The organism is Sphingomonas daechungensis, assembly GCF_014489495.1.
Taxonomy (GTDB): domain Bacteria; phylum Pseudomonadota; class Alphaproteobacteria; order Sphingomonadales; family Sphingomonadaceae; genus Sphingomicrobium; species Sphingomicrobium daechungense.
The window spans coordinates 290,858-304,455 of record NZ_CP060780.1; the positions used below are offsets into that span (position 1 = coordinate 290,858).

General features: G+C 64.3%; 13 protein-coding genes and 1 pseudogene. 3 read left to right on the forward strand and 11 right to left on the reverse strand.

Annotated features, from left to right (window positions below):
- The 10 genes from H9L15_RS01475 to H9L15_RS01510 all read right to left on the reverse strand — a co-directional run bounded on the left by H9L15_RS01475 (position 1) and on the right by H9L15_RS01510 (position 9,726).
- Positions 1 to 1,806, reverse strand: a complete 1,806-nt coding sequence (locus tag H9L15_RS01475) for an IlvD/Edd family dehydratase (protein WP_187714926.1) — start codon at positions 1,804 to 1,806, stop codon at positions 1 to 3.
- Positions 1,803 to 2,624 (reverse strand): ABC transporter permease subunit, encoded by an 822-nt coding sequence (locus tag H9L15_RS01480; protein ID WP_262984872.1) that lies wholly within the window; start codon positions 2,622 to 2,624, stop codon positions 1,803 to 1,805. The genes H9L15_RS01475 and H9L15_RS01480 overlap by 4 nt, the downstream gene beginning before the upstream one ends.
- Positions 2,588 to 2,824: a hypothetical protein gene (locus H9L15_RS16665; protein WP_223276408.1), complete on the reverse strand. Its 237-nt coding sequence runs from the start codon at positions 2,822 to 2,824 to the stop codon at positions 2,588 to 2,590. Before H9L15_RS16665 ends, H9L15_RS01480 begins: the two co-directional genes overlap by 37 nt.
- Positions 2,821 to 3,816: an ABC transporter permease gene (locus tag H9L15_RS01485; protein WP_187714927.1), complete on the reverse strand. Its 996-nt coding sequence runs from the start codon at positions 3,814 to 3,816 to the stop codon at positions 2,821 to 2,823. Before H9L15_RS01485 ends, H9L15_RS16665 begins: the two co-directional genes overlap by 4 nt.
- Complete coding sequence (locus tag H9L15_RS01490; RefSeq protein WP_187714928.1) at positions 3,813 to 5,324, reverse strand: sugar ABC transporter ATP-binding protein; 1,512 nt, start codon at positions 5,322 to 5,324, stop codon at positions 3,813 to 3,815. The genes H9L15_RS01485 and H9L15_RS01490 overlap by 4 nt, the downstream gene beginning before the upstream one ends.
- A gap of 11 nt (positions 5,325 to 5,335) precedes the next feature.
- A complete protein-coding gene (locus tag H9L15_RS19285; RefSeq protein ID WP_317617556.1) occupies positions 5,336 to 5,863 on the reverse strand; it encodes a substrate-binding domain-containing protein in 528 nt (175 codons plus the stop codon).
- A complete protein-coding gene (locus tag H9L15_RS19290) occupies positions 5,860 to 6,258 on the reverse strand; it encodes a substrate-binding domain-containing protein (protein WP_317617627.1) in 399 nt (132 codons plus the stop codon). The genes H9L15_RS19285 and H9L15_RS19290 overlap by 4 nt, the downstream gene beginning before the upstream one ends.
- An 81-nt stretch (positions 6,259 to 6,339) precedes the next feature.
- Complete coding sequence (locus tag H9L15_RS01500) at positions 6,340 to 7,941, reverse strand: alpha-N-arabinofuranosidase (RefSeq protein WP_223276409.1); 1,602 nt, start codon at positions 7,939 to 7,941, stop codon at positions 6,340 to 6,342.
- 32 nt (positions 7,942 to 7,973) lie between these two features.
- The gene (araD1, locus tag H9L15_RS01505) at positions 7,974 to 8,960 is read right to left on the reverse strand and encodes an AraD1 family protein (RefSeq protein WP_187714929.1); all 987 of its coding nucleotides are present in this window, start codon (positions 8,958 to 8,960) and stop codon (positions 7,974 to 7,976) included.
- Positions 8,961 to 8,970: 10 nt separating this feature from the next.
- Positions 8,971 to 9,726: a FadR/GntR family transcriptional regulator gene (locus H9L15_RS01510; protein ID WP_223276410.1), complete on the reverse strand. Its 756-nt coding sequence runs from the start codon at positions 9,724 to 9,726 to the stop codon at positions 8,971 to 8,973.
- A gap of 159 nt (positions 9,727 to 9,885) precedes the next feature.
- Between H9L15_RS01510 and H9L15_RS16670 the strand changes: the two genes are divergently transcribed.
- Positions 9,886 to 10,563, forward strand: coding sequence for a hypothetical protein (locus tag H9L15_RS16670; RefSeq protein ID WP_223276411.1), 678 nt, complete (start codon positions 9,886 to 9,888; stop codon positions 10,561 to 10,563).
- The gene (locus H9L15_RS16675) at positions 10,563 to 10,958 is read left to right on the forward strand and encodes a hypothetical protein (protein WP_262984873.1); all 396 of its coding nucleotides are present in this window, start codon (positions 10,563 to 10,565) and stop codon (positions 10,956 to 10,958) included. The genes H9L15_RS16670 and H9L15_RS16675 overlap by 1 nt, the downstream gene beginning before the upstream one ends.
- Here H9L15_RS16675 and H9L15_RS01520 read toward each other — a convergent pair.
- Positions 10,939 to 11,217 (reverse strand): hypothetical protein, encoded by a 279-nt coding sequence (locus H9L15_RS01520; protein ID WP_223276412.1) that lies wholly within the window; start codon positions 11,215 to 11,217, stop codon positions 10,939 to 10,941. The genes H9L15_RS16675 and H9L15_RS01520 overlap by 20 nt on opposite strands.
- A 238-nt stretch (positions 11,218 to 11,455) precedes the next feature.
- Here H9L15_RS01520 and H9L15_RS01525 point away from each other — a divergent pair.
- Positions 11,456 to 13,562, forward strand: a pseudogene (locus tag H9L15_RS01525) (prolyl oligopeptidase family serine peptidase).
- Positions 13,563 to 13,598 lie beyond the last annotated feature (36 nt).

A 13,598-nucleotide genomic window follows, 5' to 3' on the forward strand; every position in this document is an offset into this window, starting at 1 on the left:
TTAGTGGTTGTGCCTCGGCACGCCGAAGATCTGAGCGATCCTCTGGTACTTCACAGCAGGCTCGAGCACCGCACCGTCCGACAATTGGCCGACGGTCGCGCGTTGCATCTCCTGCCAGGGCGTCTGGCTCCGCGGATAAGGGTAGCCGCCTTGGGCCTCCAACTCCCGGCGCCGTCCCTCGAGCTCAGCCTCGTCGATGAGGATGTTCGCTTCGCCACGGTTGAGGTCGATCCGAACGCGGTCTCCACTCCGAAGAAGCGCGAGGCCGCCGCCGACCGCTGCTTCCGGTGACGCGTTGAGGATCGATGGCGACCCAGACGTTCCCGACTGACGGCCGTCACCCATGCACGGAAGCGCGTGAACCCCCGCTTTGATGAGCTCCGCAGGCGGGCGCATGTTCACCACTTCGGCCGCGCCGGGATAGCCGATCGGCCCCGCTCCGCGCATGATGAGGATCGTGCTGTCGTCGATGCCGTTCGCGGGGTCGTCGATCCGACTGTGATAGTCTTCGGGGCCATCGAAGACGACGACGGGGCCTTCGAATGCATTCGGGTCGTCCGGATTGCTGAGATAGCGCTCGCGAAACTCGTCAGAGATGACGCTGAGCTTCATCACCGCGCTCTCGAACAAGTTACCTCGGAGCACGGAGAAACCCGCCGCGGCCTTGATCGGCCGGTCGAACGGACGGATGACGCGCTCATCCTCGATCTCCGCGCCCCGGCAATTGTCGCCGATGGTCCGGCCGTTCACGGTCAGGGCATTTTCCTGGATAAGGCCGTGGGTCATCAGCTGGGACACGATCGCTGGCACCCCGCCTGCCCGATAATAGTCTTCTCCGAGATACTCGCCGGCGGGCTGCAGGTTCACGAGCAGGGGAATGTCACGGCCGAACTCCTGCCAGTCGTCGATTGATAGTTCGACGCCGACGTGACGAGCGAGACCGATGAGATGGATCGGCGCATTGGTTGAGCCGCCGATGGCGGAATTGACCCGGATGGCGTTCAGAAACGCATCGCGCGTAAGGATATCCGACGGTTTGCGGTCTGCCTCTACCATTTCCACGATTTGGAGGCCGGTTCGGTAGGCCGACTCCTGGCGATCGCGATAAGGCGCCGGAATGGCTGCCGACCCCGGGAGCGACATTCCCAGTGCTTCGGCAAGCGAGTTCATCGTCGTCGCGGTTCCCATCGTATTGCAGAACCCTGTCGATGGCGCCGAGGACGCGACAAGCTTGATGAAGCCCTGGTAATCGATCTCACCGGCCGCGAGCAGCTCTCGGGCTTTCCACACGATCGTCCCTGAACCGGTGCGCTCGCCCTTGTGCCAGCCGTTCAACATCGGGCCGACTGACAGTGAAATCGCGGGGATGTTCACGGTTGCTGCAGCCATGAGGCAGGCGGGCGTCGTCTTGTCACAGCCGGTGGTGAGCACAACTCCGTCGAGCGGATAGCCGAAAAGCACCTCGACTAAGCCGATGTACGCGAGGTTGCGGTCGAGCCCCGCGGTCGGCCGCTTGCCGGTTTCTTGAATGGGATGGACGGGAAACTCGAACGGTATGCCGCCAGCTTCGATGATCCCGGCTCGGATTCTCTCGGCAAGCACCAGATGGTGTCGATTGCAGGGGCTGAGGTCGCTTCCCGTCTGGGCAATGCCGATGATCGGCTTGCCCGATTGAAGCTCATCCAGAGCGAGGCCGAAGTTCATGTACCGCTCAAGGTAGAGCGCCGTCATGTCGGCATTCGCCGGATCGTCGAACCAGGCGCGCGAGCGAAGATGCCGGCCAGGCGAGGAAGTGTCATGAGTCATTGAGATTGTTCCGATGAAAGTGTCAGGCCACGCTTTGACGCAACGTTTCGGCGCGCAAATTGGCCAGGCGCGAAAGACACATGGGAAAAGAACTTCTGGGCTGCGATGAAAAACAGAAGCAGCGCTCCGGTGGCGATCTTCGCGACCCAGCTGGAAAGCGTGCCCTGCAGCGTGATGTAGAGCTGGATCAGCCCCAGGATCAGAACGCCGAGCGCGGTTCCCCAGACGCTGCCGTAACCGCCAGCCAGCAATGTGCCGCCGATGATCGTCGCGGCGATCGCGTCGAGCTCGAGCCCGACGCCGGCGAGCGGATATCCCGACTGCGTATAAAGCGAATAGAGGATGCCACCCGCGGCCGCCATGAACCCCGAATAAGCGTAAATGCTCGCCGTGGTTGATCCCGCCGGAACGCCCATCAACTCCGCCGCCCGGCGGTCTCCGCCAAGCGCATAGACGTTCGCTCCGAACCGCGTGCGGCGCAGGAGCACCGCGGTAAACAGCACTGCAGCCAGCAGGATGATGGCACTGAACGAGAGACGCGCACCTCCGCCTAGTGGCAGGCCGACGTCGGTCAGTCTTTGATAGGTCGGCGAGCTGATCGGTATCGAATCCTCCGTCAGCAGGAAGCAGGCGCCGCGTGCCAGGAACATGCCCGCTAGAGTCACGATGAAGGCCGGAGCGCGCAGCACGTGCACCGCCACACCCTGCAGTGCGCCGAACGCCGTTCCGGCACCAAGAACGATGACGAATGCGAGGGCCGGATCCACGCCCCCTTTCGTGATCAGTACGCTGAGCAGCACGGCGCTGAATGCCAGCACCGAACCGACCGAAAGGTCGATCCCCCAGAGATGATGACCACCGTCATTCCGATGGCCAGCATCCCGAGGAAGGCGTTGTCGGTGAGCAGGTTGCCGATCACCCGCGTCGACAGGATGAACGGGAATTGAAAGGCGCTGAAGGCGAACAAGGCCACCAGGACGGCCAGGGTCACCATGATCGTGCGGTTCTGGCCGGTCATGACGCGGCCCTCCGCAGCGCTCGATGCTGCAGCCATTGCTGAAGCGCGGGAGCCTGAACGACTAGCAGGATCGAGACCATGACCGCCATCAGGATCAGGCCCATCTGCGGCGGGAAGCCGGCAAGCAGGATACCGGTCTTGATCGCCTGCAGGGTAATCGCGCCGACGATGGTGAGACCGTAGGATAAACGCCCGCCGAGGAGGGATCCTCCGCCGAGCACGACCACGAGAATCGCATCCGGCTCCAGCCAGAGCCCGGCGTTGTTGGCATCGGCGCCTTTAATATCGGCGGTCGCGATGATGCCTGCGAGGGCCGCCGTGACTCCGGACAGCGCATAGACGGCGACGACGATCGAGCGCGTGTTGATGCCGACCAGTTCGGCCGCGCGCGGGTTCACGCCGATCGCTTCCACCATGAGCCCGAGCGCCGTGGAGCGAACCAGCAACGTCAGCAGAACGGCAATTGTCGCGACAATCAAGATCGGCGCCGGGATCGTGAGGAGCGTACCTCCAGCCAATGCCGCAAACGGCGCGTCGTCGAAGGTCGTGATCTGTCCGCCGGTGATGAGCTGGGCAATGCCGCGACCCGCGACCATGAGCACCAACGTCGCAACGATCGGCTGCAGCTTCAGGAAGCCGACGAGCATGCCATTCCACAGACCGCACGCGAGCCCGGCTGCGAGCGCATAGACGATGGCGCTAGTCCAGGACGCGCCTCCGGCCAGGGCATTGGCAGCCACCGCGCCGGCGATCGCCATGACTGCGCCGACCGACAGGTCGATCCCGCGCGTCGCAATCACGCCTGCCATGCCGAGCGCCAGCAACGCGACCGGCGCTCCGCGGATCAGTACGTCCACCAGGCTTCCGGTGAGGCGCCCGTCGACAAGCCGAAGTTGGAAAAAGGAGGGAAAGAGGACGGTGTTGATGAGCAACACGACGAGCATTGCAGCAACGGGCGGCGCCCAGCCCGGCAGGGAGCGCGCCTTGATCATCGATCACCGGACGAAGCAGCAATCGCAGCGACGATCCGGTCGACGGAAAGCTCGTCGCGCTCGAGCAGGGCAACCTGGCGGCGGTCGCGCATCACGCTGACCCGCTCGCTGTACGCGACCAGTTCCTCGAGCTCGGAGGAGATCACGTAAAGCGCGAGGCCGGAGTCCCGCAGCTCTTCGATGGCCTTCACGATATCGGCGTGCGCCCCGACGTCGATCCCGCGGGTCGGTTCATCGAGGATCAGGACCTTCGGGTCGGAGGCAAGCCAGCGCGCCAGCAAGGCCTTCTGCTGGTTGCCGCCCGACAATTGCCCGATCGGCTTGTCCGCATCGGGCGTCTTGACGTTTAGCCGCGCGATATATTCGTCGGCCAGGCGCTGCTGCTTGCGGCGGGACAATTTGCGCGCCCAGCCGCGCTTCGACTGAAGGACGATCGCGATATTGTCGCGGATCGACAGGTCGCCGAAAATCCCGTCGGCCTTCCGGTCCTCAGGGCTAAAGGCCAACCCCGCGCGGATCGCATCGCGGGGCGAGCGCAACCGACGCGGCTTGCCATCGATCTCCACGGAACCCGTGTCCGCCCGCTCAGCTCCGAACATCAGCATGGCGGTTTCGGTGCGGCCCGAACCGAGGAGACCGGCAGCGCCAACCGCCTCGCCCGCATGGAGAGTAATGTCGAAGGGCTCGACCAAGCCGGTCTTACCGAGCCCGACGAAGCTCGCAGCCACGTTCCCCTTTTTGGCATTGGCAGGCCGCTCCCTCTCGATCGCCTGCTCAAGTCCCTTCCCGATCATCATGTGGATCAGGTCGACTTGCGGGAGCTCTTGCGTCCTCGAACTGCCCACAGCCTTTCCGTTGCGAAGGACGGTGATGCGATCGCTGAGCGCGTAAACCTGGTCGAGGAAATGGGTAATGAAGACGATGCCGGTCCCGCGCGAGGCGAGTGCGCGCACCACGTCGAAGAGTCTCTCGACCTCGGGCGCATCGAGACTGGCGGTGGGCTCGTCGAGCACCAGCACCCGCGCATTCGCCCGGACCGCACGGGCAATCGCCACGAGTTGGCGAATGGCCACCGGAAACGAACCGAGCTCGCGGTCCATGTCGAGCGAAAGGCCAAGTTCCGCCAGCGCCTGGTTCGCCAGCCTGCGAGTTTTGCGCCGGTCCACGAGGCCGAACCGCCGCGGCTGGCAGCCGAGCATCACATTTTCGGCGACGCTCAGGTTCGGAAGAACCATCACCTCCTGGTGAACCGCCCAGATCCCGGCCTGCTGCGCGCGCGGCGTGGAGTCCGGCTCGGCAGGCCGGCCGTCGATCAGGATCGCGCCGAAATCCCGTCGCACGGCCCCCGTCAGGATCTTGATCAGCGTCGACTTGCCCGCGCCGTTTTCGCCCATCAGGGCGTGGATCTCGCCGGCGCGAACGGCGAAGTTCACGTCGTCGAGAGCCACGGTCCCCGGATAGGCTTTCGTGATGCCTCTCGCTTCGAGCAAGGGCGGGGCGTCGGACATTCCTGCTTGGCTCAGTACAGGGTCTTGCGGCGCTCGTACTCGGCCGCCGCAGTATCCGGCAGGAACAGCTTCGTCGGAGTCTGATGCCATTTCGGCGCCGCCTTGCCGTCCTTCTTGTAGGCGATCAGCATGTCCAGCGCCGGTCCGGCCATTTCCGGCGTGAGCTCGACGGTCGCGTTCGCCTCACCGTCGGCCATCGCCTTGAAGATGTCAGGCACTGCGTCGATCGAGACGGTCAGCACGTCCTTGCCCGGACGCAGCCCGGCCTCCTTCATCGCCTGGATCGCGCCGATCATCATGTCGTCGTTGTGCGCATAGACGGCGCAGATCTTGGCGTTGCCGAGCGACTTGATCGCGCTTTCCATGACCTCCTTGGCCTTGGCGCGCGTAAAGTCACCGGACTGGCTCACGACCGTCTTGATGTTCGGCGCCTTGCCGATGGCTTCGTCGAAACCCTTCTTTCGGGCAATTGCCGGGCTCGAACCCACTGTTCCCTGAAGCTCCACGACCGAGCAATCCTTGCCGCCGACGGTCTTCACCAGCCATTCCCCAGCCGTTCGGCCTCGAGAACCTGGTCGGACGTCACCGCAGACAAATACAGGTTGGGGTCGGACGTCTCGATCTGGCGGTCGACCAGGATGACCGGAATGTTCGCGGCCTTTGCCTCGCGCAGGACCTGGTCCCAGCCCGTCGCGACGACTGGCGCGACCAGGATGCCGTCCACGCCTTGCGCAATGAACGCGCGAATTGCCTTGATCTGGTTCTCCTGGCGCTGCTGCGCGTCCGAAATCCGGAGATCGACCTTGCGCTGATCCGCGGCGGCCCGGGCCGCGTTGGTCTCAGCGGTCCGCCAGCCGGATTCCGATCCGATCTGCGAGAAGCCGACGACGAGCTCCTTACCGTCGGCCTTGCCTGCGCTTCCCCCTGCCCGCAGCCGGTGAGGGCCACGGCCGCGGCCGCAATCGTCAGAGCGACATACTTCATCACTTCATTCCCTCTTTCTTCCACGCGGCCATCATTGAACCTGGACGACCGCGATCGATTTGGCCGGAAGTTCGAACCGAAGCTGCCCGCCGGATGCTCGCCCGGAAAACGGCCGCGGCACGACGCTGTTCGGATTTTCGAAGCTGTTATGCGCGTCGGCGGCTGTGGCCGTCAGGATGCGGCCGGAGGCGCCACGCGCATTCACGCCGTCAAAAGCCACATCGAACCGCGCCGGCTTGTTTGCATCCACATTGACCAGCGCCAGCCAAAGCTTGCCCGACGTGTCGCGCGCGGCCACTGCATCGACGCGCGGCACGGTCACGCCACCGTGGGTGTAGCTGCCCGCGTCAAAGGTTACCGGCACCGCCTTCGCGTCATGAAACGGCACGTACATGTGATAGACATGGTACGTCGGCGTCAGCAGCATCTTCGGCCCGTCGGTCAGGATCATCGCCTGCAGGACGTTGACCATCTGCGCGATGTTCGTGCCCCGGATGCGGTCGGCGTTGCGCATAAACAGGTTGAGGTTCAGCGCGGCAATGACAGCATCGCGCATCGTGTTCTGCTGCTGCAGGAAGCCGGGATTGCTGCCCGGGTTGGGGTCGACCCAGATGCCCCATTCATCGACGTAAAGGCCCAGCTTCTTGTCGGGATCGTATCGATCCATGATCGCGGTCTGCTTGGCGATCCAGTCCTTCATCTTGAGCGTTGCCTTGATGCCCTTGGCATATTCGTCTTCGCCAAAGCCGACGCTGGGCCCCTTCTTCTCCCAGGTGTTCGGGATGGTGTAGCCGTGGAGCGAAATGCCTTCGATGTCCCAGCTCCAGACCTTGTTCTTCCAGGCCTTCATGACGTCTTCGGTGTAGTCGCTGTCGCCGCTGTCCCAGCCGACCGCGACACGCTTCATTGCATTCTCGCCGGTCTGCGAAGGATTCAGGTTGCGCGAATAATGCGCGAAGCTCTTCATCTCCTCGACGTAGTGGGTGTTCGACATTGCGCCGCCGCAGCCCCAGTTTTCGTTGCCGAGGCCAAGATACTTGATCTTGTAGGGGGCGGGATGGCCATTGGCGGCACGCTCCTGCTGGAGCGTCGTCGGCTTGTCGGCGGTCAGATACTCCATCCAGTCGGCGGCCTCCTGGACGGTACCCGACCCGACGTTCACGGACAGGAAGACCTCGGCGCCAAGCTGGTCGACGAAGTCCATGAATTCGTGCGTGCCGAAAGAGTTCGGCTCGATGACACTGCCCCAGCTGGCGTTAAGGCGCGCAGGCCTCTTCGCGGCCGGTCCGATGCCTTCGCGCCAGTGATATTCGTCGGCAAAGCACCCGCCAGGCCAGCGCACGTTGGGCACCTTGATCTCGCGTAGCGCCTCGACGACGTCGGTCCGAATTCCGCGGACGTTGGGAATGGTCGAGTCCGGTCCGACCCAGACGCCGCCGTAGATACCCGTGCCGAGATGCTCCGCGAACTGTCCGAAGATGTCCCGGTCGATCTTCGGTCCGGGAGCGTTGGCCTGAACCCGCACTTGCACCGGAGCGGAAGCGGACTGCGCGAACGCAGGCAGCGCCTGGCTTGCCAGAAGCGCGGCCATGCAGGCGCCCTTGATCAATCTGCCCGCGGAACTCGATCGCATTGTCTCTCCCCCAAGTTTCGATGCCAAAATATCTAGAGTGGCGTCACCTGAACCTCGCTCGGCTCCGCGATCGTCAGGCGATTGCGGAGCTTCAGTGCGAAGGGCTCGGCTTCAATTTCGAAGATGTCGCCGGGCTCGGCCGTGATCGATTGCGCGAACGACAGCGTGGCCGTCCCGAAAAAATGGACGTGGACGTCGCCCGGCCTGCGGAACAGGCCATATTTGAAATGATGGTGCTCGAGGTTGGCGATCGAATGCGACATGTTCGCCTCGCCTGACAGGAACGGCGCTTCCCACAGAACCTCGCCATTCCGCCGGATTCGGCTGGTCCCTCGCACGTCGGCCGGCAGCTCGCCGGTCAGGATCTCCGCGCCGAGCGCCGCCGGGCGAAGCTTGGAATGGGCAAGCCAGAGATAATTGTGCCGCTCGGTGATGTGATCGGAGAATTCGTTGGCCAGCGCGAAGCCAAGGCGGCGTGGCCTGCCTTCCGCATCGATGACGTAGATTCCCGCGATTTCCGGCTCTTCTCCGCCGTCCAGGGCGAACTCGGGCGAGCGAAGGTTTTCGCCAGGACCGACGAGCGAGGTCCCGTCCCCCTTGAAGAACCATTCCGGCTGGGAGCCCGGACCTTGCTCCGGCTTGCCGCCCTCGATGCCCATCAGGAACATGCGCATGGAGTCGGTCGTCGCGCCGGCGGCCGCCTGCTTGTGCATCTTGTCCCGGCCTTCGGCGGACCCGAGGTGGGTGAGACCAGTGCCAGTCAGGTGAAACCGGGCTGGATCGGGATGGTCGATGGCGGGAAGCAGCCGCCCTTCCTTCTCCGCTGCCGCCAGATCAACCTGGTCGTCCGTCCGCAGCTCGGTGACCAGTTCGGAAAGCGAGACGTCTCGTTCGATCGCCAGCGCCGCCAATTCGAAAACGGTTGCGATCTTGCCCAGCCGCCAGGCAACATCGTCCAGGAAGGCCGCAACAATCCGCTCGCCGCGATGGTCCTTGAGCTGGATGAGGTGCAAGCCCACGTGCGCTGGTTCAGGCAGCTTTGGAGCGCTTGGAACGCCGTCCGGAGGGTGCTTGCGGGGCAGTCCTGGTATCGAACAGCGCCAATTCCACCAGCTTCCTCATCGCGCGTCTTGCGGCGTCCGGATCGCGCGACGCGATGGCTTCCAGCACTTCGGCGTGGTCCGGCACCGGGTCTCGGACCAGCGGGCGGACACGCTGCTTTAGAGCGGTCGTCCACGACACTGCCGTCGAGATGCTGCTGGTGAGGGTCCGAAGGAACGGATTGGCCGATGCAAGCAGAAGCGTGGTGTGAAACCGCTGATCCGCCGCGCGACCTTCCGCCGTGCCAAGCGTATGCTCAGTCATGTCGCGCAAGGCCTCGCGCATGATGGCGACTTGATCGCTGGTTCGCCGCTCCGCCGCCAGGGCCGCGGCCTCCGGCTCCACCACCATGCGCAATTCGAACAGAGCCTCGAGCACTTGGTCTTCAGGATCGGACTGGAAAATCCAGGCGAGGACGTCCGGATCAAGGAGATGCCATTGCTCCCGAGGAGTGACTCGCGTTCCGACCTTTGGCCGGGAAACCACCAATCCCTTTGCGGCAAGGATACGTACCGCTTCACGGTAGGCTGCGCGAGAGACCTGGTGACGCTCGCTCGCCGCCAGCTCCGTCTCCAAGAGCTCACCGGGGCGGATGACCCCGGATACGATCTGCACACCGAGGTCGCGAGCAAGCTTCCCGTGAATGCGAAGGCACTCAGAACTTGAGGACGCAGGTCTTGCCACTTCCACTCCCGGGCCAATGCCACCGATGCCGTACCCGGCAACCGGACTTCTTCACTGCTTTAGTCTGACAATTGAAACGGGCAATAGCGTATCGGCTGTGCGTCTAAGCCCGTCGATGCGGGGTGGCCTTATCGGGCATGCTCGGCAATAGCCTGAGCGATGCAATCGACCAGCCGCAACGCCAACCTTGCGCTCCCATTCATTGGATGGCTCGTGCTGTTCGCCGCCTGGGCAGGGCTAAGTTGGCCGCTGGTCACCGGCCTGACCTTGATCGGCGTCGTCATCGCTGCGGTTCATCACGCCGAGACGGTCGCTCATCGGGTTGGCGAACCGTTCGGAACGCTGATCTTGGCAGTGGCGGTTACGATCATCGAAGTGGGGCTGATCGTGTCCCTGATGCTGGCCAATCGAGAGGCAGCTCTGACCCTGACCCGCGACACCGTGTTTGCGGCAGGCATGATCATCCTCAACCTGCTGCTCGGCCTTTGCCTGATTGCAGCAGCCAAGCATCAGCGAGAAGCGCGGTTCACGCGCACCGGCGCGACCGCGGCGCTCAGCACCCTCGCGACGCTGATGATCCTCACACTCGTCCTGCCGAATTTCACGACGACCGTGATGGGTCCCGTCTACAGCAGGCCGCAACTTGCCTTCGTCGCTGCTTTCTCGCTCCTGCTCTACCTGACGTTCGTGTTCGTGCAGACGGTTGGCAATCGCGACTATTTTCTCCCCAAGGGCGGCCTGCAGGCGGAGCCGGAAGCCCACGCCGCTCCCCGAGTCCGGCGCAAACCTGGCTTTCGCTTGGCGCGCTTCTGGTCAGTCTCGGCGCGGTGGTCCTGATGGCCAAGACATTATCGCCGACACTGGAGGCCGCCGTTACCCAGGCGGACCTTCCGCGGGCCGTCGTCGGGGTCGCAATCGCTGCGATCGTCCTCCTTCCGGAAGGTGTGGCGGCCGTGCGCGCGGCGCTTTCCAACCGCCTCCAGACGAGCCTGAACCTCGCCCTCGGATCGGCGCTGGCGACCATTGGGCTGACCATCCCGGCGGTGACGATCACGTCGTTCTTCCTTGGACTGCCACTGGCTCTGGGCCTGGATCCGAAGGGCATTGTCCTGCTCGCGCTGACGTTGTTCGTGAGCGCGCTCTCGCTGGCCCGCGGCCGGACGACTGTCCTCCACGGAGCAGTGCATGTGGTGATCTTCGGGGCCTACCTGCTCACGACGATCGTGCCTTAGGCTCCGCCTGGCAACGGCTGACACTCAGCCGGCCGCTGCTGAGCACCAAAGAGCCGTCGATCGCGCGGATCGCCCGGCTGTCCGGCCAGTCGCCGCTCCCGGTGCTGAAAATCGCCCTGCCCGGTATGATTTCCACCGTCCCGGCACGGCGAAGGTGGAAGGTGATGACGTCCAGGTCGGCATGATCGATCTGTGGCCAGAACGTCCGCCGGCGCTCCCCATAACGGTAGTTCCGCTCCCACGAATCGAGCGAGCCCACGCAGGGGTGATCCGCGAGCCTGGCTTCCACCCGATCAATCTCCGCTTCGGAGGGCTTTGGATATTCGCCCTCGGCCGCGCAGCCGAGAAGAAAGGCGCAAAGAACTGCGGCACAAGGCCTTTTCATGCCCGAAGTATGACAGGCAAAGCGGACGCGCGTCCAGTTGCAGCGACAATGCTTGTCGGAGGGCACAGAAAGTTGAATCGTGCACGGCTTCAATCAGGGGAGCTTTCCGAAAATGCGTCGTCTTGCCCACTCGCTTGCGCCATGGGCGCTGCTGCTTTCCGCGACCGCGTTTGCAGCGCCGGCGCTTGCCGCCCCCGCCGAGGGTCCAAACCCAATCTTCACCGGTGGCGACCTTTTCAACCTAAGCGCGGCAACGGATGCTCAGATCAGCCCCGACGGACGGACGATCGCCTACGTCCGCAAGACGGCAGATATCATGACCGACAAGGCCCGCTCGTCGATCTGGGTCATCAACGTCGCGACCGGCGAGCAGCGTCCTTTGGTCACGGGCACGGGCGACCACTTCAGCCCGCGCTGGTCCCCGGACGGCCGGCGGCTCGCCTACGCCTCGACCGGCGAAGGCGGCGCTCCGCAGCTGTTCGTGCGCTGGATGGATACCGGTCAGTCGGTCCGCGTCACCGGCCTTCCGGACAGTCCGCAGGGCATTGCCTGGTCGCCCGACGGGACACGCATCGCCTATCTGATGACGGTGCCCGACGACGGACCGAGGCTCGGCTCCGCCCCGAAAAGCCCGAGGGTGCGCAGTGGGCGAAGCCGCTCGAGATCATCGACAAGGTGACATACCGCACCGACGACGGCGGCTACGTCAAGGCCGGGTTCGACCACATCTTCATGGTCGACGCCAACGGCGGCGCGCCGCGGCAGCTCACCTTCGGCGCCTTTCATGACGGCGCTCCGGAATGGACGCCCGACGGGCGCGCGATCCTGTTCAGCGCGGTTCGCAAGCCCGACTGGGAGATGACCGTCGTCGATAGCGAGGTTTATCGCCTCGACATCGACAGCGGAACGGTAACCGCGCTGACCAGCCGCAACGGGCCCGACGCCTCCCCCGTGGCATCGCCCGACGGACGAAGCATCGCCTACCTGGGCTTCGACGATCACAAGAAGGGCTACGAGCAAGCTGACCTCTATGTGATGAGCACCAATGGCGGCGGATCGCGTTTGGTTGCGCCGGGCCTGGACCGCGGGATCAACCAGATCCGCTGGTCGGCGGATGGGCGCGCGATCTACGCAGCCTATGAAGAAAGCGGCTCGGTCACCGTCTCGCGCATCGGGCTCGACGGGAGTGTGAGGCCAATCACGCGCGATGTCGCGGATGCGGGCTACGACCGGCCATACGCAGGCGGCGGCTTCAGCGTTGCGCGCAACGGAACGGTCGCATTCACCACCAACTCCTATGACCGGCCGACCGACGTCGCGGTTTCGAGCGGCGGAGCCATGCGCAAGCTGACCCGGCTCAACGACCTTAGCCTGGGATCGAAGAATCTCGGCACGCTGCGGACCCTGGATGTGGCCGCTCCAGACGGGGCCGGGTGCCGTCGTGGCTCCTGCTGCCGCCGACGTACCAGGAGGGACAGCGCGTCCCGATGATCCTGGAAATCCATGGCGGCCCCTACGCCGCCTACGGCCCGCACTTCTCGACCGACTACCAGCTGTATTCCGCAGCCGGTTACGCCGTGCTCTATACCAACCCGCGCGGCTCAACCGGCTATGGCCAGGCGTTCGCGGATGGGATCGAGAAGACCTATCCGGACAGCGACTACGCCGACCTGATGGCGGCCGTCGACGCGGCGATTGCGAGCGGCGCGGTCGATCCGAACAACCTGTTCGTCACCGGCGGATCGGGCGGCGGCATCCTGACTGCGTGGATCGTCGGCAAGACCAACCGCTTCAAGGCGGCGGCCGCCCAGAAGCCGGTCACCAATTGGACCAGCATGGCGCTGACATCCGATGGCACGCCCTTCTTCGGACCCTATTGGATGGGCGCCCAGCCATGGGAGAATTACCAGTCGTACTGGGCGCGGTCGCCGCTGAGCTTGATGGCCAATGTGAAGACCCCGACGCTAGTGGTCGTTGGAGCCTCGGACTATCGCACGCCTGTCAGCGAAGCCGAGCAGCTTTATTCGGCGCTGAAGCTTCAGCGGGTTCCAACGGCTTTGGTCAAGGTGCCCGACGCCAGCCACGGTGGGATCGCCGCACGGCCGAGCCAGTCAGCCGCCAAGGCGAGCGCTATCATCGCCTGGTTCGACCGCTATCGGCAGAAGCCAGGCACGGCGGCCAATTCGACGAACGGCTCTTCCCCGCCCGCAGGGCAGTAAGTATCGCCCTTGCAACCTTTTCGGCGGCTGGTCGTC